Source organism: 'Santalum album' aster yellows phytoplasma (assembly GCF_018283495.1).
Lineage (GTDB): Bacteria > Bacillota_I > Bacilli_A > Acholeplasmatales > Acholeplasmataceae > Phytoplasma > Phytoplasma asteris.
Map to the genome: position 1 here is coordinate 1 of NZ_JAGVSK010000003.1, position 20,891 is coordinate 20,891.

The window sequence follows — 20,891 nt, forward strand, 5'->3', positions numbered from 1 at the left end:
CCCCTCATCCTCTACCACAAACTGCCTACGTAGCTCAGTTGGTGAGAGCATCTGACTGTTAATCAGAGGGTCCTAGGTTCGAGTCCTAGCGTGGGCGCCATCTTTTTTGTGTTTTTTCTTTTGTCCTTGAAACCCATTTTTAAATTAGTATTTTCTAATTTATTAAGTCAATTTTACAATCAATGATTGGCTTATTTTTTTAACAAAATTCTCTTTTTTTTAAGAAAATAATTTTAAATTGATTTTTTATAAATATCACTTAAAATTAAAATAATTATCTAATTATTAAGCTAGTTTGTTGAAATCAATTCAAACTCTAGCTTTTTATTTTTATATATTTTTTTTATCACATCCAAAATTCCCCCAATCCCAACCCAGTTACTTAAAGGAGTATCTCAAGTGTTAAAAAAAGTTTTTGAAACTATTAATTTAAAAGATTCTTTTCAAGTCGAAATAGGAACTTACGCCAGAAACGTTGATGCTTCCATTTTAGTACGCTACCAAGATACAGTGGTTCTTACAACTACTGTTTTTAGTCGCAAACCCAATAATCTTGATTTTTTACCTCTTACTGTTATTTATCAAGAAAAATTATATGCTGCTGGAAAAATTCCTGGCAGTTTTTTACGCCGAGAAGGACGTTCCAACGATCACGAAATCCTCACTTCACGCCTCATCGACCGTTCTTTACGCCCCCTATTCCCTGATTATTTTCAACAAGAAGTGCAAGTAATTAATACAGTTTTAAGCCTAGACCCTGATTTTAAAAGCGAGCTTGCCTCCATGCTTGGAAGCTCTCTTTCTCTATTGATTTCTGAAATCCCCCTTTTTGAAGCTATTTCCGGAGTTTATGTAGGAAAAATCAACGACAAGTTTATCATCAATCCCACTTTGCAACAACTTGCCAATTCTACTCTACATTTGATGGTTGCAGGTACCAAACACAACGTTACTATGATAGAAGCACACGCCAATGAAGTTAGCGAACAAGACTTTTTAGAAGCCATTAATTTTGCTCACCAATATATTAAAAAACTGTGCTTATTTCAAGAAAATATCAAGCAACAATTTGCACCTGCTAAAATAACAAACACCTTGCACCAAACCGAACAAACCCAACAACAAACCTTTTTTGCCAAACACCAATCCCAAGTTAAACAAGCTATTTTAAGTTGCAACAGCAAAAACGATTTACAGCAATTAAAAGAACAAATCCTAGATCAAGCCAAACAAACTCCTTTTTTCAAAACTATTGACACTACCACTGTTTTTGATTACGAAGCCCACAAAAAACATTTACAAACAACAGAAACCCTATTTCAAAAATTATCCAAACAAGAAACACGTTCTTTAATTTTGCAAGAAAAAATAAGACCAGATAAAAGAGGATTAGAAGAAATAAGAACTCTTGAATCTCAAATTGATTTGTTGCCCCGCGCTCATGGTTCTGCTTTGTTTACTAGAGGACAAACCCAAAGCCTTGCTGCAGTGACCTTAGGATGTTTATCAGAAAGCAAAATTATTGACGGTCTAAGCGACGAACAAAATAAACGTTTTATGCTTCATTACAACTTTCCTCCTTTTTCAGCTGGTGCAGTTGGTCGTTATACTGCCCCTAGTAGACGAGAAATCGGACACGGCACTCTTGCCGAAAAAGCCATATCTCAAGTTTTGCCCGAAGAAAAAGACTTCCCCTACACTATTAGAGTAGTTTCTGAAATTCTAGAATCTAACGGCTCTTCTTCTCAAGCCACTGTTTGTGCTTCTTCTTTGGCATTAATGGCATCAGGAGTTCCTTTAAAAAAAGCAGTTGCAGGAATGTCAGTAGGATTAGTTTTTGATCAAGCAACGAATAAATACGTTATTTTAAGTGATATCCAAGGTTTAGAAGACCACGTTGGAGACATGGATTTAAAAATCGCAGGCACCAATAAAGGAATTACTGCTTTACAAATGGATCTTAAAATTCAAGGAATCCCTTTTAAAATTTTGCAAGAAGCTTTTTTGCAAGCCAAAAAAGGACGCCTTCATATTTTAGAACACATGAGCCAAACAATTTCTCAACCTCGTTTAGAAGTTTCGAAGTACGCCCCTAAAGTTTGTATGATGCAAATCAAACCAGAAAAAATTCGTGATATTATTGGAAGTGGTGGCAAAATCATCAATCAAATTATTGAATCTCATGATGGTGTAAAAATCGATATTGAACAAGACGGACGCGTTTTTTTAATGCATTCCAACTTAGAAACAGTCAAAAAAACAGTCGCTTTTATTGAAAGTTTAATCCAAGAAATTCAAATAGGCACTTGTTATCAAGCCTCTATTTTGCGTTTTTTAAGTGACAAACAAGGAAAAATGATTGGAGCTGTGGCACAAGTTTGTCCAGGAATCGAAGGACTTATCCGCGTTAATCAAATGAAATTTCAAAAAATCACCGATGTTTTAAAAATAGGTGAAACAGTTTCGGTTAAATGCACCAAAATCAACGACCGCGGAAGAATTGATTTTTTGCTTTTGCCCAAAAATACACAAGAAAAAAACTCTTAGTTTGGCTTTCAAAAATTATTACCAATACCCATTAATTTATAAAAAAATACCGATATCATTTAAGAAAAGTGTGGTGTTAGTGCATGAATGAATCTTTAAATAATCCCAATATCGCAACAAAACAAAACTTTACAGGACTAACTAACAAGCAAGTAGAACAAAAAAAAACTGCGGGTCAAGTTAATGTTTTTAACTATAAAAATTCTAAAAGTATTAAAGATATTTTATTTAGTAATTTATTTAATTATCTTAATTTGTTGATTTTAATTGTAGCATTAATCATTATTTTCATAGAACAATATGAACATTTATTTTTTTTAGTAGTTTCTTTAACCAATGTTTTTATTAGTGTTATTCAAGAAATTAAAGCTAAAATAACTCTTGACAAAGTATCTTTGTTGATAAAAAACCATTCTCAAGTAATAAGAAATAGTCAAAAAGAAAAGGTTTTTGCTTCTGATTTAGTTTTGGGAGATCTTTTATTTTTGGAAGCAGGAGAACAAATTGCAGCTGATGCCAAGGTAAAATCGGGTGTTTTAGAAGTTAACGAATCACTTTTAACTGGTGAATCTAAATTAGTTATCAAAAAAGAAAATGATTTTTTATACTCTGGTAGCTACGTGGTATCAGGTAAAAGTTATGCCGAAATTGTAGCTGTAGGAAGTGATATGTATATTGAAAAAGTTTCCCAAGAAGCTAAAAAATACAAAAAACCGACCACTCCTTTAATGCAAAACTTATCTTCGTTAATCAAAACAATCATTATTTTCGTCACACTTTTTGCTATTATTTTAGCTTTTTTTGCTTTTAATAAAGAAAATAATAAAATATCAGGTTTCAGGCAAAATTCCTTACTAGGTTTGTGTGGCATGATGATAGCAATGCTTCCTTTGGGACTTTTTTTGCTGACTAACATTTCTTTGGCAGTAGGTTTTGTACGTTTAGCAAAACAAAAAACTTATGCCCAAAATCTATTTGGAATCGAAATGTTAGCTCAAATAAACACTTTATGCCTCGACAAAACAGGAACTATTACTGATGGCACTATGCAAGTTAAAAAAGTCATTCCTTATCACCCTAAAGAACTTGATTTTACTAAATTAATGAACTCTTTTTTATCTGCTTGCCCCACTTCTAATAGTACTTATAATGCTTTAATAAACAAATTTAGCCCCAATACTTTTCCTACTTCAACTCCTTATCAACCCTCCCAAAATCTTCCTTTGTCCAGCACAAGAAAATATAGTGCAGTTGAATTTAACAATTTAGGAACCATTTTTTTGGGGGCTCCTGAATTCATTTTAAAAAACAATTTTAACATTATTCAAAAAGATTTTGAAACTTACACTAAATCAGGTTATCGAGTGCTTTTATTAGCCAAAAGCCCTGAGCCTTGTATTTCTCAAATAACTTGTAAAAACCAAAAATTACACGACATCCCATGCATTCCTTTAGCTTTAATTATCATCAAAGATACTATTAAAAAAGACGCAGTTACTACCATTGATTTTTTCCAGAAAAATGGCGTTTGTGTTAAAGTAATTTCTGGTGATAATCATGTGGCAGTTTCTCAAATAGCTCAAAGAGTAGGTATTATTGATGCTTATAAAACCATCAGTTTAGAAGGACTTTCTGACCAAGAAGTTATCCAAATAGCTACTAAATATAATGTTTTTGGAAGAACTTCGCCCCAACAAAAAAAAATCTTAATCCAAACTTTTAAACAAGCAGGACAAAAAGTTGCCATGACAGGCGATGGTGTAAACGATATTTTAGCCCTAAAAGAAGCCGATCTTTCCATTGCGATGGCATCAGGCAGCCAAGCTACTTGTAATATTGCTAATTTAGTTTTGATGGATTCTAATTTTTCTTCCATGCCTAAAGTAGTTTTTGAAGGCAGAAGAATTATTAACAATTTAGATAAAATCTCTATTTTGTTTTTTACCAAAACTATTATTGCTTTTATGCTTGCAGTTGCTGTTATTTTATTTAATTTTTTAAGACGTCCTTGCTACTATCCATTATCACCTTTGAAATTACAATTTGTCATGGATTATTGGTCAATTGGCATTCCTTCGCTTTTTTTATCTTTTGAAAAAAACAACGAAATTATCAGCAAAAACTTTTTACTTAATAATCTCAAAAAAGCCTTTCCCTATGCAAGTCTAGCTTTTATTAGTTATGTCTTAACTTTTGGTGTGCGAATTGGTTTTGTATCAACCCAAACTCCCGATTTCAAACAATTAGAAACAGTTTCTAATTTTGTTATTTTGCTTTCCACCTTCATTTTATTTACTGTTTTATTTAGAATTTCTCAACCTTTAAATCTAGCTAAATTACTTTTATTTGTAGCAATGTTAATAGGATTTATGACAGCTTCATTTATTTTGGATGTTTTTGAAGAAATGTTTCAATTCGATAAACTTGAAAAAGTTTTATTAGTTTTAATCATCATTTTATCCCTTGTCATAACCCAAATCTCCCAAAAACCCCATCCAACAAAAACTACAAAATCGAAAGAAAACAAATAATTAATATGATTATTTACGGAAAAAACCCCATCAAAGAAGCAATTAAAGCGCAGAGAAAAATTTATCAACTATATTTAGATGAAAAAATTAAAGACCATCTTTTTATAATGTTTTTGAAAAAACACAATATTGCTTATCAATTAGTTGACAAAAAGTTTTTATATGATCTAACCAAACAAAAAACCCATCAAGGAGTCGCTGCCAATGTTTGTGACTACACTTTTTACGACTTAGACACTTATTTAGATTCTGCCAAATTCCAAAAATTCTTAATTTTAGACGCCATTAATGACCCTCATAACTTAGGAGCCATTTTAAGAACTGTTGAAGCTTGTGCTTTGGATGGTGTTATTATGAGTAAAAAACATCAAGCCCCACTCAATTCCACAGTTGCCAAAATTTCTTGTGGTGCCTTGGAATACACTAAAGTTTTTTTAGTTACTAATTTGCATCAAACCATTTTAAAACTAAAAAAAAATCAAGTTTTAATCGTTGGCACTGATAGCAATTCTTCCCAATCTTTTCACCAAATCCCTAAAAACAGTTCTTTGGCTATTATTGTTGGCAACGAAGGAATAGGCATTAGACATTTATTAAAACAGCAATGTGATTTGTTGGTTAAAATTCCTATGTATGGAAAAATCAATTCTTTAAATGTAAGTGTTTCTGCTGCATTAATGATCTACTCCACTTTTATTTTTGGCGATAATTAACCCTTGCCTCCTCCACAAAACAAACTAATCACTAGCTTTTTTAAGCAGCTAATCATTTATCTTATTTGGGTTACTGTTAGTTTTCTTACCATATTTCATCCAACATTCTAAATATTTTCTCCCCGGGATATTTTTTTGCACAAAGCAATTTTTATATTTTATTTTTTGCACAAAAACACTGATTTATGATATAATAAAAAAAGATGTTTTGAAAATAAATTAATGTTTTTTCAACTTTCTAACATAAAAGGAGCTATTTTTTTGAAAAAAAATATTTTAGTTTGTGTTTTGTGTCTAAACCGCAATTACAACACCAAACCACGAGCCAATCCAAACTCAAAACGTTTAACTTTAAAAAAATATTGCTCTTATTGCAACAAACACACTTTGCATCAAGAAACTAAGTAAAGGAGTTTTTAACTTTATGGGAATTAAAATAGTAAGCGAAAACAAACCAAATCAGTTATTAGAAGTAATCAAAAGAGAATATAGTTGGCTCAATATTTTACTCATTACCACTTCTATTTTGTCTCTTGCTCTTTGTGGGCAATTATGGCAACAAAAACAGTTTGAAACTATGCATTGGGCATTGCCTTGTGCTTTAGTTCTTTTGAGTGTTTTTATTTTTGCGATAGGTTCATTTGCTTTTTTCAAAGATGCATTTTTGCAAATTTGTAACATTAGTTGGCCTTCCTTAAAACAAATTTTGTTTAAAACATTACAAGTTATTTTTTTCACATTGTTCTTAATCTTTTTTGTTCATGCCATAGATTCTTATGTTATTGGCAAATTAACCCAATTTTGTGTCAAAATCAAAAATTTGTTGAGCAAATAAAATGAATAAAACAGAAAAACAAATAAAAGAGACACAAGCGCAAGAACAACAAGATCAAGAAAAAGACTCCCAAAATACATGTCACCTTAAATGGTATATTGCTCAAACTTATTCAGGTTATGAAAATGTTGTAAAAGACGATTTGTTAAGAAGAGTCGAAAGCATTGGCATAGGTGATTTAGTATCTAATGTTTTGTCTCCCAAAGAAGCATATTATGAAACTCGTTTGGATGGAAAAAAGGTTAAAAAAGAGCGTAAAATGTACCCCGGGTACGTTTTTATTCAAATGATGATTACTGACCGATCTTGGTTTGTTGTCAGAAACACTCCGCGAATTACTGGTTTTTTAGGTTCCAGAGGGATGGGTTCTAAACCAGTTCCTTTATCTGAAAACGAAATCAATCCTGTTTTATTAAAAATGGGCATCATCAATAAACCCGATTATAAAAATTTTATCGGCAAAAAAGTAGAAATTATTTCTGGTTCTTTTTCGGGTCAAATAGGGCAAGTATCAAGTATTGATGACGACCGTGAAAAAATGACAGTGGAAGTAGATTTGTTTGGTAGAGCAACTCCAGTAGATATTTCTTTCAACGACTTCAAAGAAATATCTTAATTTTTTCATAATTTCTAACATTTTTTTATCAAATATTTAAAATTTATGTTAAAATAAGTTGTCTAAAAAATTTTATCATATTTTTTTATGTGACAATATCAACAATATTCCAAATTTAATGAAACGCAAACAAAGAATAAACAACTCAAATTATCAAGTTTTTTATTTCAAGTCCTCGTTCCAAAGAAAGGTTTTTTATGGCTAAAAAAGTTGTTAAAACGGTAAAATTACAAATTCCTGCAGGAAAAGCTAATCCAGCTCCTCCAGTAGGACCTGCTTTAGGGCAAGCCCAAGTTAATATTCCTGCTTTTTGTTCCCAATTTAACGAAACAACTAAAGATCAAATGGGTTTCGTTATCCCTGTTATCATTTCTGTTTATGAGGACAGAACATTTGCTTTTGTGACTAAAACTCCTCCAGCAAGTGATCTTTTAAAAAAAGCTGCTAAAATTGAATCTGGTTCTGCTAATGCAAGTCAAACCAAAGTAGCTACTATCAGCCACAAACAAGTAGAAGAAATCGCCAATTTAAAGCTTCCAGATCTAAATGCTTATTGCGTTGAAAAAGCTTGCAAAATCATTGAAGGCACAGCTCGTAATATGGGAATTTTAGTAAAAGATTAAAATATTAAAATAGTTTTTACCCCAATTATTCAAATTTCAAATTAAAAAAATTTCTAAAAAATGTCAAGTTGTTTTGAGAAAGGAATTACTGCGATGAAACGAGGCAAAAAATATTTAGCATCATTACAAATGTTTGATGTTAAAAAAACATATCCGCTTCAAGAAGCTATTAGCTTAGCTAAACAAACTCAAGTTGCTAAATTTGATGCTGCGGTAGAATGTGCTTTTCATCTAAATTTAGATCCTAAAAAAGTTGATCAAAATTTAAGAGGAGCCTTAGTTTTACCACATGGCACTGGTAAAGTCTTAAAAGTAGCAGTTCTTGCTAAAGGAGAACAAGCTAAACAAGCACAAGAAGCCCAAGCAGATTACGTAGGCGACCAAGATTTAATTGATAAAATTGCCAAAAACTGGTTTGATTTTGATGTCTTAGTTGCTACTCCCGAAATGATGCCGCAATTAAGTAAATTAGGGCGTCTTTTAGGACCCAAAGGACTAATGCCTAATCCTAAAACAGGTACTGCAACAAATGATGTTTTACAAGCAGTCAAAGAAATTAAAAATGGTAAAATTGAATACCGCCTAGACAAAAGCGGGAATATTCACGCCATATTAGGTAAGGTTTCTTTTGATGAGACAAAATTACTAGAAAACTTAAAAACTTTATATCTTCAATTAATGGCTGTTAAACCTCGTACAGTGAAAGGCACTTACATTAAAAGTGTTACTATTTCAACTACGATGGCACCAGGTATTAAAATTGACCCTGTTACAATTTCGCAATAATCAAGATCAAAATTTTGAAGGAAGGGAAAGGGCATAATCATGATAAAACCTCAGTTAGCCAAAAAAATAGATTCAGTTGCTGTTTTGAAAGAAAAAATTAGCACTGCCAAAACAGTTATTGTTTTTGAATATGCAAGCTTACCGGTAAGCTCTTTTATGCAACTGCGTCGTGAGTTAAAAAAAACTAGTTGTGAAGTAAAAGTATATCCCAAAAACATCATGCAAAGAGCTGTTACCAACGCCAAACAAGCTGATTTAGTTACTTTTTTAAAAGGAGCAAAAGCTTTAATTATTAGTCCCCAAGAATTATTAGAACCAATCAAAACGATTTATAATTTTGCTAAAAAAAATAAAGCAGTTAAAATAGTTTCTGGCATCGTGGAACAAAAAATTGTCTCCTTGCAAGAAATAAACACCTTAGCTACTTTGCCTTCAAAAGAACAAATGTTAGCGCTTTTAGCTGCTTCAATGTTTGCACCTTTGCAAAATTTAGCAATTTGTCTAAATATGTTAGTACAAACCAAAGAACAAGAAAACCCCCAACAATAAACAATTAATTTATGAATGAAAAGATTATAACAAAGGAGATTGACATGGCTAAGTTAACGAAAGAAGCTTTTGTATCAGCTTTAAAAGAAATGTCTTTATTAGAGATTAAAGAATTATTAGATGGTTTGAAAGAAGAGTTTGGAATTGATCCAACTGCTTTAGCAGTTGCAGCTCCTGGAGCAAATAATGCAGCTGAAGTAGAAGAAAAAACCGAATTCACAGTAGTTATGAAAAGTTTTGATGAAAAAAAGAAACTTGCTGTTATCAAAACAGTGCGCGAAGTAACAGGATTAGGCTTGCTAGATGCTGCTAATTTTGTTAAAGTTCCTGACTCTAAAGTAAAAGAAAATGTTTCCAAAGCTTTAGCAGAAGATATCAAAAACAAGTTAGAACAAGCTGGAGCAGTTGTTGAACTTCAATAAATTATTATCTTGTAAGTAATATAAAAACCTGAGTTTTCTCAGGTTTTTTAGTCTTGCATTGTTTTTATTTTTATACCCCACCCCCAAAACCCAAAAATCGCAAAGACACAATTAAAAATAAAGATTTTGGCAAAACAAACTACCAATTAATAATTTATAGGAGCATAAGATGGTTTATCATAATGTCAAATATGGCAAAAAAGCACAACGTCGTAATTATTCTAAAACAATTTATGATGTTGATTTGCCCAATTTAATTGAAATTCAAAACCAATCTTTTGATTGGTTTTTAAAACACGGTATTAAAGAATTGTTGCAGGATTTTTGTCCTATTGAAAGTTATAATGGGGATTTAAAAATTCACTTTGATGATTATTTTTTAGCACCCCCAAAATATAGCATTGAAGAAACTAAAATTAAAGATATAAGTTATGTTGCCCAATTATTTGTCAAAACTACTTTAGAAAATGTTTTAACTGGCGAAACTAAACAAAGCAATATTTTACTTACTGAATTGCCTCTAATGACTCCCACTGGGACTTTTGTTATCAACGGTACTGAAAGAGTAGTAGTTTCTCAAATTGTACGTTCCGCTAGCGTGTATTTTGCAGGCAATTTTGACAGCAAACTCAACAGAACCACTTATTCTGGACAAGTAATTCCTTCACGTGGTGCTTGGATTGAATACGAAGAAGGCTCTAAAGAAATTTTGTATGCCAAACTAGATCGTTCCAAAAAAATCCCCTTGTCTAATTTTATTTATGCTCTAGGTTTTGACAGCAAAGAAGCAATCGAAAATGTCTTTGGCAAAAGCGCTATCCTTGATTCTGTTTTTGATAAAGAAACTGATATGGACTCAGACAATGCTTTGGTAGAACTGTATTCTAAAATCCGTCAAGGCGAAAAAGTTCCTGTCGACACTGCTAGAGATTTTATCAGAACAAGACTTTTTGATCAAAAAAAATACGATCTGGCTAAAGTGGGAAGATACAAATTTAACAAAAAACTAGACGTTCTTACCCGAGCTGAAAACACTTATTTAGCTTGTGATTTTGTCAATCCCAAAACTCAAGAAATAATAATTGCACAAGACGAACTTTTAACCAAAGAAAAAATTGCAATCCTGAAACAAAATCGTCATTTTTTGCTCCAAGAAATCTTCGACGCTAAACATAATTTAGAAAACGAAACTGATGAAGAGATTTTAGCATATAAAAAAAACCCCCAAAAAAACGAATTATTCACCAAAACTAACATCATCAACTCTCGTACTGGTGAAGTTTTAGTAGCTAAAGATACTTTAGTTAACGACGATATTATCAATCATTTAAGACACAATATTCACACTCTTGATGAAAAAGTATCTAAATTTTTCTTAGGAACTAAAGATATTTATCAAAAAGAAGCAGACCGTAAAGGAGTTTTTAACGAAATTTTAGAAGTCTATACTTCAAAAGACGAATCAGGCAAGCTATATCACAAAGTCAAACTTATTGGAAACGACCAAAGAGAAACCAAAAAACACATCACTTTATCAGATGTTATTGCAAGTATTAATTATTATTTGAATCTTTATGAAAACGTAGGCACTGTTGATGATATTGATCATTTAGGGAATCGTCGTTTAAGATTAATTGGAGAATTGTTAAAAAACCAATTCCGAATTGGTCTTACCAGAGCTGAAAAAAATATCAAAGATATGATTTCCACTAGCAAATTCAGCGAAGTTAACGGTCCAGGAGACCTAGTTAATTTTACTTTTTTAATGAGTGTAATCAAAACTTTTTTCACAAGTTCACGCTTATCGCAATTCATGGATCAAATCAATCCTTTAGCAGAATTAACCCAAAAAAGAAGGGTATCAGCTTTAGGTATCGGAGGAATTAATCGTGATCGTGCAGGCATTGAAGTGCGCGACGTGCACAATTCCCACTACGGCAGATTATGCCCCATTGAAACTCCTGAAGGACCTTCCATCGGACTTATCACATCCCTTTCCACTTATGCCAAAGTCAATAAGTGCGGTTTTATCCAAACTCCTTTCTTTAAGGTTTTGCACCAAGACGGGAAAACTACCCTTTCGCGCCACATAGATTATTTAACAGCTGACCAAGAAAAAGAAGAAATTATTGCCTCAGCTGGGTTTGTTTTGGATGCCAATAATGCTTTTAAAGACAAAAAAATAATTGCTCGTAGAAACGGTGAAACAGGCATTTTTGAAAGAAGCCAAATAACATATGCTGACGTTTCTCCTAAACAAATTGTCTCTGTTGCAACTTCTTCGATCCCCTTTTTAGAACACAACGACGCTTCCAGAGCTTTAATGGGAGCCAACATGCAACGTCAAGCAGTCCCTTTATTAATCCCTGAATCTCCTATTGTAGGAACAGGTGTTGAATATCGCGCTGCCAAAGACTCAGGTTGCTTAATTATTGCTCGCGAATCAGGATTTGTTACTTATGTTGATGCTCAAAAAATAATTATCACTAAAAAACCCAACCAAAATGTTTCATTAAATGGCAAAACCCTTTACGATACTACCCAAGAATTTACCTACGCCCAAGCCAAGGCTTTATACGAGAACAACTACAAAGAACACCAAGCCGAATACACCCTCATCAATTTTGCCAAATCCAACCAAGACACTTTAGTATTGCAAAAACCGATTGTAGTTTTGGGAGAACAAATCAATGAAGGCGATATTTTAGTAAGTGGACCTTCTACATCTCAAGGCGAATTAGCACTTGGCAGAAATGTTACAGTGGCTTTTATGACTTGGGAAGGTTATAACTATGAAGATGCCATCATTATGTCAGAAGAATTAGTCAAACACGATGTCTACACTTCAATCCACATTGATAAATACGAAGTTCAAACTAGAGAATTAAAAAAAGGTAGCGGTCAAGAAGAAATCACTAGAGAAGTTCCCAACGTGGGCGCTGATGCTATTAAAAACCTTGACGAAAGAGGAATTATTATTCCTGGTTCCGAAGTTAAAGAAGGAGATATTTTAGTAGGTAAAATAACTCCTCAAGGAAACATTGAACCTTCTCCTTCTGAAAAATTAATTCAAATTGTAATTGGTGAAAAAGCCCGCGAATACAAAGACTCTTCTTTAAGGGTTCCTTTTGGTGAAGGGGGGATCGTTCAAAGTGTTCATTATTTCTCCAGAAAAAACGGTGATATTCTTCCTGCTGGTGTCAACGAAAACATCCGTGTTTTCATCGCTAAAAAACGTAAAATCAACGAAGGCGACAAAATGGCAGGACGCCACGGGAACAAAGGTGTAATTTCTCGCATCTTACCTAAAGAAGACCTTCCTTATATGGCAGACGGCACCCCAATTGATATCATGTTAAATCCTTTAGGAGTTCCTAGTAGGATGAACATTGGACAAATTTTAGAAATCCATTTAGGAATGGCTGCCAAAAAATTAGGCATCAAAGTGGCAACTCCTGTTTTTGACGGCGTTAATGACTACGACCTTAAAGAAATCATGAAAGAAGCCAATTTAGATCCTGATGGCAAAATGGTTTTATATGACGGACGCACCGGCGAACCTTATGACAGTCGTATTTCTGTAGGAGTTATGTATATGGTTAAATTATCTCACATGGTAGATGACAAACTCCATGCCAGAAACGTAGGACCATACACTTTAGTGACCCAACAACCTATGGGAGGAAAAGTCCAAAACGGTGGACAACGCTTCGGTGAAATGGAAGTATGGGCGCTTTATGCTTATGGAGCTGCTCATACCTTACAAGAAATTTTAACAGTTAAAAGTGACGATATTGTAGGTAGAAACAAAACTTACAGTGCCATCGTGCAAGGAACTCCACTGCCTAAACCAAGCATTCCTGAAAGTTTCCGAGTTTTCATTAAAGAATTGCAATCTTTAGGATTGTATGTAGAACTAATCAAAACCGATACTAAAGAAAATGAAGTTAATAAATCCTTAATTGATTACAAAAAGGAAGGTTATAATTAAAGATGAGTGATAACAGATTATTTACTTCAGTAGAAACTTTAAATCTTTCATCTCAAGTTTTAGAAAAATTAAAACTTTCTGGAATCAATACTTTGGAAGATTTTAACACTTTTACTTTAGAAGAGTTAAGGCTTTTACTGCAAGAAGCTTTTTTAGAAGTTTTACCTATCCTCAAAAACTTCGCCCTACCTCGCAATTTACAAAATCTAGATTTGAGTGAAGCCGTTATTAACATTCTTACTGAACTAGGAATGGAAGATTTTCAAGATCTTTTACAAACTAAAATGGCTGTCCTTACAAAAGCATTTGAAACCAATCCCCTTGCTTTTCAAAAATTAAACGACCTATTTAATTTATACAACCACTTCCCTTCTATTTCATCTGACAAAGAATACGGTAGTAGAGATTATGATTATTTTAAAATCCGTTTAGCTGCTCCTGAAGAAATCAGACAGTGGTCTTATGGTGAGGTTACTAGCTACGAAACAATTAACTATCGCACCTATAAACCAGAGATATCAGGATTATTTTGTCAAAAGATTTTTGGTCCAGTAGTTGATTTCCAATGTGCTTGTTCTAAAAAACAAGTCAACATCAAAAGTCAATTTTGTAACAAATGTGGAGTTGAATTTACCGAAACCAAAGTGCGTCGTGAAAGAATGGGACACATCGAATTACAAACCCCCATCGTCCACACTTGGTACCTTAACTCTTCTCCCAGCCGTTTAGCTATTCTTTTAAACATCAAAACTAAACAATTAGAAGAAATAGTTTATTATGTTTCTTACGTTGTAATTGATCCTGGAAAAACCGAATTCAAACCTAAAGAAATTATTACAGAAACCCAATACAGTGAAGCTCTTTATGAATTTGGAAACGCTTTTGTAGCTTTAACAGGTGCCGAAGCGGTTAAAAAATTACTAGAAAATCTCAATTTAGAAAAAACTATCAAAGTCCTTCGCAAATCTTTATCGGAAAATTCCAAACAAAAAAGAGAAAACATTATTAAAAGACTAGAAATCATCGAATCTTTTCATCAATCAGACAACAAACCTGAATGGATGGTAATGGATGTTATTCCTGTATTGCCTCCGGGATTAAGACCGATGGTTCCTTTAGATGGTGGTCGTTTTGCCACTACTGAAGTCAACGATCTTTACCGCCGCATCCTTAATCGCAACAATCGTTTAAAAAAACAAATGCTCCAAAAAGCCCCTCGTTTAATCATTAAAAATGAAAAAAGAATGCTACAAGAAGCAGTTGATGCTTTATTTGATAATGCCAAAACTAGCAAAAAAAACGTTAACAACGTCGAAAAAAATCGCCCGCTTAAATCTTTATCCGAAATGCTACGCGGTAAACAAGGGCGTTTCCGTCAAAATCTTTTAGGTAAAAGAGTGGATTATTCGGGACGATCCGTAATTATTGTAGGTCCTGATTTAGAAATGCACCAATGCGGTGTGCCTCGTGAAATGGCAATTATTTTGTTCAAACCTTTCATTTTGAAAAAACTACAAGAAACCAAAGGCATTGACAAAAAAAACGCCAACACCATTTATGAAAAAATGAATGAAGAAGTTTGGAACGCCTTAGAAGAAGTAGTCAAAGAACACCCGGTCCTTTTAAACCGCGCCCCAACACTACACCGTTTAGGAATTCAAGCTTTTGATCCTAAATTAATTGACGGTAAAGCCATTCGCCTCCACCCTTTAGTTACGCCTTCCTTTAATGCCGATTTTGATGGCGACCAGATGGCAATTTATGTCCCTCTTTCTTTAGAAGCTCAAGCCGAAGCACGCTTATTGATGCTTGTTTCGAACAACATTTTAGACCCTAAAAATGGTAATCCAGTAGTAACACCTTCCCAAGATATGGTTTTAGGAAACTACTATTTAACCATTGAAGAAAAAAAAGATCGCACTATAAACAGCTATGATGCTGCCCAAAGAACTGCAGAACACCAATACAAACATCGCAATGAAGGAGCTTTTTTTGCTGACATCAACGAAGCCAAAACCGCTTATCAAAATAAAGAAATCCACCTTCACACAAGAATTTTTATCAAACCACAAGCAATTAATTTATCATTTACCGAAGAACAACGTCAAAAATATTTAATGACTACTTTAGGAAAATTAATTTTTAATGACATTTTGCCTCCAAGTTTCCCCTACATTAACGAACCAACTCAGTTTAATTTGGATGTCAAAACCCCTGATGCTTATTTTTTAGCTCCAGGAACCAACCCCAAACAATTCCTAAAAAAACTTCCCACCCCTAAACCTTTTAACAAAAAATTCCTATCTATGATTATTGCATGTTTTTTCAAACAAATGAAAATTACAGAAACTTCCAAAATGCTAGATCACATCAAAAACTTAGGTTTCAAGTATTCTACTATCGCAGGAATTACAGTTTCATTTGCAGACATCAATACTTACTCCAATAAACAAGAATTGTTACAAGAAGTAGAAGCCCGCAATATTCAAATTGAGACTTGGTACAACGATGGTTTTTTAACAGATGCCGAACGTCGTCGTTTAGTAATTAACGAATGGAAAACTATTCGTGATGAAATTCAAGAAGGCTTGATGAAAGAATTTCAACAAGACAACCACATTTTTATGATGAGCGAAAGTGGCGCACGTGGTAGTGTTTCTAACTTTACTCAATTAGCAGGGATGAGAGGGTTAATGAATAACCCTAAAGGTGAAATTATTGAAGTCCCTGTTAAAGCTTCTTTCCGAGAAGGTCTGAAAGTTTCTGAGTTTTTCATCTCTACTCACGGAGCCCGTAAAGGTTCAACTGACACTGCCCTCAAAACAGCCGAGTCAGGTTATCTAACGCGTCGTTTAGTTGACGTAACTCAAGATATTGTTGTTATCAAAGAAGACTGCAATAGTGACCGCGGTTTTGTTGTAGAAGCTATGATTAGCGACGGCAAAGAAATTGTTTCCCTCAAACAACGCATTATGGGACGCTTTGCTAGTTGCGACATTTGTCATCCCAAAACCAACGCCCTTATTATAGCGCGCAATGAATTAATTACTGAGTCCAAAGCCCAAGAAGTTATTACTGCCAAAATTAAAAAAGTTCCTATTAGAAGCATTTTAACTTGTAATTGTGAATATGGTATTTGCGCCAAAGACTACGGCGTCAATCTAGCTACCAATAAATTAGTAGAAATTGGCGAAGCTGTTGGTGTTATTGCTGCTCAATCCATTGGGGAACCAGGAACTCAATTAACTATGAGAACTTTCCATACTGGAGGAGTTGCTTCTGCCTCAGATATTACTCAAGGTCTTCCAAGGATCGAAGAATTATTTGAAGTACGCAAACCTAAAGGAAAAGCGCTAATCAGCGAATTAAAAGGAAAAATCAAAAAAATTGATAAAATCCGTTCCCAAAATCCAGAAATTGTAATCACAGAAGAAAATGACCCTGACACAGAGCACCGTTATATTTTGGAACCTAATGTCGATATTTTAGTAAGTAAAAACAACAGTGTTTATCCCGGTCAAAAACTAACTTCTGGTTCGGTTGATCTAAAAGAACTTTTAAGAGTGGCAGGCACAACAGAGGCTCAAAAATACATCTTAGAAGAAGTACAAAAAGTTTATCGTGCCCAAAATGTTTATATCAGCGACAAACACATCGAAATTATTATTCACCAAATGTTTAAACAAATTTTAATTATTGATGAAGGTGATACTCAACTTTTACCTGGCACAGAAATTACTATTAATAACTTTAAAAAAGCTAATTTAAAAATGTTAGAAGAAAACAAACTTTTAGCAGTGGGGCGCCCCATTATTTTAGGAATTACGCGTTCTTCTTTAAGAAGTGATTCTTTACTGTCAGCTGCATCTTTCCAAGAAACTACTAAAATTCTAATCGATGCTGCCATCAAAGGAAAAACCGACCATCTTTACGGACTTAAAGAAAATGTTATTATTGGTGGCTTAATTCCTGCAGGAACAGGTATTTTAGAAACTACTTTATTTAAATATCCAAAAGAACCTGCAACCACTTCTGAACTTGCTGAAAAAACTTACCAAAATTAAAAAAAGAAAGGAAATAAAAAATGTCTACTGTTTCTCAATTAATCAAAAAACGTCGTAGCAGTAAAACTTCCAAAACTAAAGCACCTGCTCTAAGTTACGGTTTTAATGTTTTGCAAAAAAAAGCTAAATATTACAATTCTCCTCAAAAAATGGGTGTTTGTCTGCGTGTAACTACCATGACTCCAAAAAAACCAAACTCAGCTTTACGTAAATTTGCAAGAGTGCGCCTAAGTAATGGTTCTGAAGTAACTGCCTACATTCCAGGCGTGGGACACTCCTTACAAGAACATAGCTCTGTTTTAGTTCGTGGCGGACGCGTAAAAGACCTTCCTGGTGTGCGTTATCATATCGTTCGTGGTGCTCTAGATGCTACTGGTGTTGCTAACCGCAAACAAGGGCGTTCTAAGTACGGCTCTAAATTACCTAAAGAAAAAAAATAATTACAATTACAAAGAATAAAAAATAAATAATAAAAAAATCACAAATCCCCAAAAAAATAAATAAAATAAAGAAAGTAGGTGAATTTTTGTGTCCCGTAAAGGTCATATTAAAAAAAGAGATGTACAGCCAGATCCTGTTTACAATTCTAAATTAGTTACTAAAATCATTAACATCATTATGGAAGACGGCAAAAAAGGTAAAGCTCAAACTATTTTTTATCAAGCTTTAAAACAAGTAAAAACTATCACTAACCGCGAGCCTATTGAAGTTTTTCATGAAGCCCTAAACAATATTATGCCTGTATTAGAAGTACGCACGCGTCGTGTGGGTGGTCAAAATTACCAAGTGCCTTCCGAAGTTCGTCCCGAAAGACGCCAGTCTTTAGGATTAAGATGGATTGTTAAATACACTAAAGAAAGCAATGAAAAAACAATGGAAGAAAGACTTACCAAAGAAATAGTAGATGCTTCTTTAGGTAACGGAGTATTAGTTAAAAAAAGAGAAGAAACGCATCGCATGGCAGAAGCTAATAAAGCCTTTGCTCATTATCGTTGGTGATTGTAACTTATAGGAGAATAAAAGATGGCACGTCAGTTTTCATTAGAAAAAACTCGTAATATTGGCATTATTGCTCATATTGATGCAGGAAAAACCACCACTACAGAAAGAATTTTGTTCCACACCGGAAAAATTCATAAAATCGGAGAAACCCATGATGGCGCTTCTCAGATGGATTGGATGGAACAAGAACAAGAAAGAGGAATCACTATCACCTCTGCTGCTACTACTGCTTTTTGGAAAGATCACCGTATCAATATTATTGACACTCCCGGACACGTTGATTTTACGGTGGAAGTTTCGCGCTCTCTTAGAGTTTTGGATGGAGCAGTAACAGTTATTGATGCTCAGGCAGGAGTAGAACCACAAACTGAAACTGTTTGGCGCCAAGCTAGTGAATATAAAGTCCCAAGAGTTATTTTTGTTAACAAAATGGATAAAGTAGGCGCTGATTTTGCTTATGCAATTGAAACCCTTAAACAACGCTTAGGAGTTCATGCAAGCGCTATTCAATGGCCAATTGGCTCAGAAAATGACTTTAATGGTATCATTGATTTAGTAGAAATGAATGCTTTTGAATATGATAACACTTCCCCAGAAACAGGAAAAGTAGTTCCTATTCCTAGCGATTTAGAATCAATTACCCAAACTAAAAGAAACGAATTAATAGAAACTTTATCTACCCTAGACGAAGAATTAATGATGTATTATTTAGAAGAAAAACCAATCTCTTCTGAAATGTTGAAAAATTCCATTAGAAAAGCAACCTTACAAGCTTCCTTTTTCCCAGTTCTTTGTGGTTCTTCTTTCAAAAATAAGGGTGTTGTTAAAATGTTAGACGCTATTGTTGACTACCTTCCTGCTCCTTGTGATGTTGCAGCTATTGTTGGTTTTGATTCTGACAACCAAGAAATTGTGCGCACCGGATTAGATGAAGAACCCTTCACAGCTCTAGCTTTCAAAGTGATGACCGATCCTTATGTAGGAAAATTAACCTTTTTCCGTATCTATTCAGGTTCAGTTAAAGCTGGTTCTTACGTAACTAACGCTACTAAAGGAACCAAAGAACGTTTTGGACGCTTATTACAAATGCATGCTAATTCTCGTGAAGAAGTAAAAGAAGCCTACACAGGCGATATTTTAGCAGTTGTAGGATTAAAAGCAACTACTACAGGAGACACTTTAGTATCAGAAGGACAAACCATCGTCTTAGAATCAATGAATTTCCCAGAACCAGTAATTGAAATTGCAGTAGAACCAAAAACTAAAGCTGACCAAGATAAAATGGGTATTGCCCTTGCAAAATTAGCTGAAGAAGACCCTACATTTAAGGTTTTTTCCAATCATGAAACCGGGCAAACTATTATTGCTGGAATGGGTGAACTTCATTTAGATATCATTATTGAACGTCTTAAAAGAGAATTCAAAGTACAAGCAAATGTTACAGAACCTCAAGTAGCATACCGCGAAACAATCACCCAAGAAACTGAGACAGAAGGAAAATTCATTCGTCAATCAGGTGGTCGTGGACAATACGGACATGTGTGGATGCGTTTTGAACCAAATCCTGGAAAAGGTTTTGAATTCGTTAATAAAATTGTAGGTGGTGTAGTTCCTCGTGAATACGTTCCTGCAGTTCAAAAAGGAATTCAAGAAGCTCTTGCTGGTGGTATTGTAGCTGGATATCAAATTATTGATGTTAAAGCAACTTTATTTGATGGCTCTTACCATGATGTCGATTCTTCCGAAATGGCTTTTAAAATTGCCGCTTCCATGGCATTAAAAGAAACCAAAACCAAAGGAACCCCAGTCATTTTAGAACCTATTATGGACGTTGAAGTAGTTACTCCCAACGATTATGTAGGAAATGTTATTGGTGATCTAACTTCTAGAAGAGGTAGATTAGAAAACCAAGAATCACGCGCCAACGCTGTTTCTATTAGAGCGTTTGTTCCCCTTTCTGAAATGTTTGGATATGCTACTGTTTTGCGTTCCAATACTCAAGGAAGAGCTACTTTTATTATGCAATTTGCTAAATATGAAAAAGCTCCTAAAAGCATCACTGAAGAAATTATTAAAAAACGAGCTTAGACAACCTTACACTAAAAAACATTTTTATTAACAAAATAGTTGTGAAAAGCCAAAAATAAGTTAAAATTTAAATGGTAAATATATTTTTAAAACAAACCTTAAAACATAATAAAAGGAGGCCTTT

The 20,891-nt window shown here is 33.8% G+C and carries 15 protein-coding genes and 1 tRNA gene; all 16 read left to right on the plus strand.

Annotation, left to right across the window (positions count from 1 at the left end):
- The first annotated feature begins 23 nt into the window (after nt 1-23).
- A tRNA-Asn gene (locus KE631_RS00890) sits at nt 24-100 on the plus strand.
- 299 nt (nt 101-399) lie between these two features.
- The gene (locus KE631_RS00895; RefSeq protein WP_212509005.1) at nt 400-2,547 is read left to right on the plus strand and encodes a polyribonucleotide nucleotidyltransferase; all 2,148 of its coding nucleotides are present in this window, start codon (nt 400-402) and stop codon (nt 2,545-2,547) included.
- A gap of 83 nt (nt 2,548-2,630) precedes the next feature.
- Nucleotides 2,631-5,078 carry an HAD-IC family P-type ATPase gene (locus tag KE631_RS00900; RefSeq protein WP_212509006.1) on the plus strand — a complete coding sequence of 816 codons (2,448 nt, stop codon included), beginning with the start codon at nt 2,631-2,633 and terminating at the stop codon, nt 5,076-5,078.
- Between the two features lie 5 nt (nt 5,079-5,083).
- On the plus strand, nt 5,084-5,791 hold the full coding sequence (gene rlmB, locus KE631_RS00905; protein ID WP_212509007.1) for a 23S rRNA (guanosine(2251)-2'-O)-methyltransferase RlmB: 708 nt from the start codon (nt 5,084-5,086) through the stop codon (nt 5,789-5,791).
- 261 nt (nt 5,792-6,052) lie between these two features.
- Nucleotides 6,053-6,199 (plus strand): 50S ribosomal protein L33, encoded by a 147-nt coding sequence (rpmG, locus tag KE631_RS00910; RefSeq protein ID WP_212509008.1) that lies wholly within the window; start codon nt 6,053-6,055, stop codon nt 6,197-6,199.
- Between the two features lie 16 nt (nt 6,200-6,215).
- Nucleotides 6,216-6,626, plus strand: coding sequence for a preprotein translocase subunit SecE (gene secE / locus KE631_RS00915; protein WP_212509009.1), 411 nt, complete (start codon nt 6,216-6,218; stop codon nt 6,624-6,626).
- A 1-nt stretch (nt 6,627) separates the two neighbouring features.
- Complete coding sequence (nusG, locus tag KE631_RS00920) at nt 6,628-7,242, plus strand: transcription termination/antitermination protein NusG (protein ID WP_212509010.1); 615 nt, start codon at nt 6,628-6,630, stop codon at nt 7,240-7,242.
- A gap of 197 nt (nt 7,243-7,439) precedes the next feature.
- Entirely contained in the window at nt 7,440-7,865 is a 426-nt protein-coding gene (gene rplK, locus KE631_RS00925; protein WP_212509011.1) for a 50S ribosomal protein L11, read from the plus strand.
- Between the two features lie 93 nt (nt 7,866-7,958).
- Complete coding sequence (gene rplA, locus KE631_RS00930) at nt 7,959-8,651, plus strand: 50S ribosomal protein L1 (protein ID WP_212509055.1); 693 nt, start codon at nt 7,959-7,961, stop codon at nt 8,649-8,651.
- Nucleotides 8,652-8,690: 39 nt separating this feature from the next.
- Nucleotides 8,691-9,200, plus strand: a complete 510-nt coding sequence (gene rplJ, locus KE631_RS00935; RefSeq protein ID WP_212509012.1) for a 50S ribosomal protein L10 — start codon at nt 8,691-8,693, stop codon at nt 9,198-9,200.
- Nucleotides 9,201-9,244: 44 nt separating this feature from the next.
- Nucleotides 9,245-9,622, plus strand: coding sequence for a 50S ribosomal protein L7/L12 (gene rplL, locus KE631_RS00940; protein ID WP_042067771.1), 378 nt, complete (start codon nt 9,245-9,247; stop codon nt 9,620-9,622).
- A 169-nt stretch (nt 9,623-9,791) separates the two neighbouring features.
- A complete protein-coding gene (locus tag KE631_RS00945; RefSeq protein WP_212509013.1) occupies nt 9,792-13,613 on the plus strand; it encodes a DNA-directed RNA polymerase subunit beta in 3,822 nt (1,273 codons plus the stop codon).
- A gap of 2 nt (nt 13,614-13,615) precedes the next feature.
- Nucleotides 13,616-17,677: a DNA-directed RNA polymerase subunit beta' gene (gene rpoC / locus KE631_RS00950; protein ID WP_212509014.1), complete on the plus strand. Its 4,062-nt coding sequence runs from the start codon at nt 13,616-13,618 to the stop codon at nt 17,675-17,677.
- Nucleotides 17,678-17,697: 20 nt separating this feature from the next.
- Nucleotides 17,698-18,117: a 30S ribosomal protein S12 gene (rpsL, locus tag KE631_RS00955; protein ID WP_212509015.1), complete on the plus strand. Its 420-nt coding sequence runs from the start codon at nt 17,698-17,700 to the stop codon at nt 18,115-18,117.
- 88 nt (nt 18,118-18,205) lie between these two features.
- On the plus strand, nt 18,206-18,676 hold the full coding sequence (rpsG, locus tag KE631_RS00960) for a 30S ribosomal protein S7 (protein ID WP_212509016.1): 471 nt from the start codon (nt 18,206-18,208) through the stop codon (nt 18,674-18,676).
- 24 nt (nt 18,677-18,700) lie between these two features.
- Complete coding sequence (gene fusA / locus KE631_RS00965; protein WP_212509017.1) at nt 18,701-20,767, plus strand: elongation factor G; 2,067 nt, start codon at nt 18,701-18,703, stop codon at nt 20,765-20,767.
- Nucleotides 20,768-20,891: the final 124 nt, after the last annotated feature.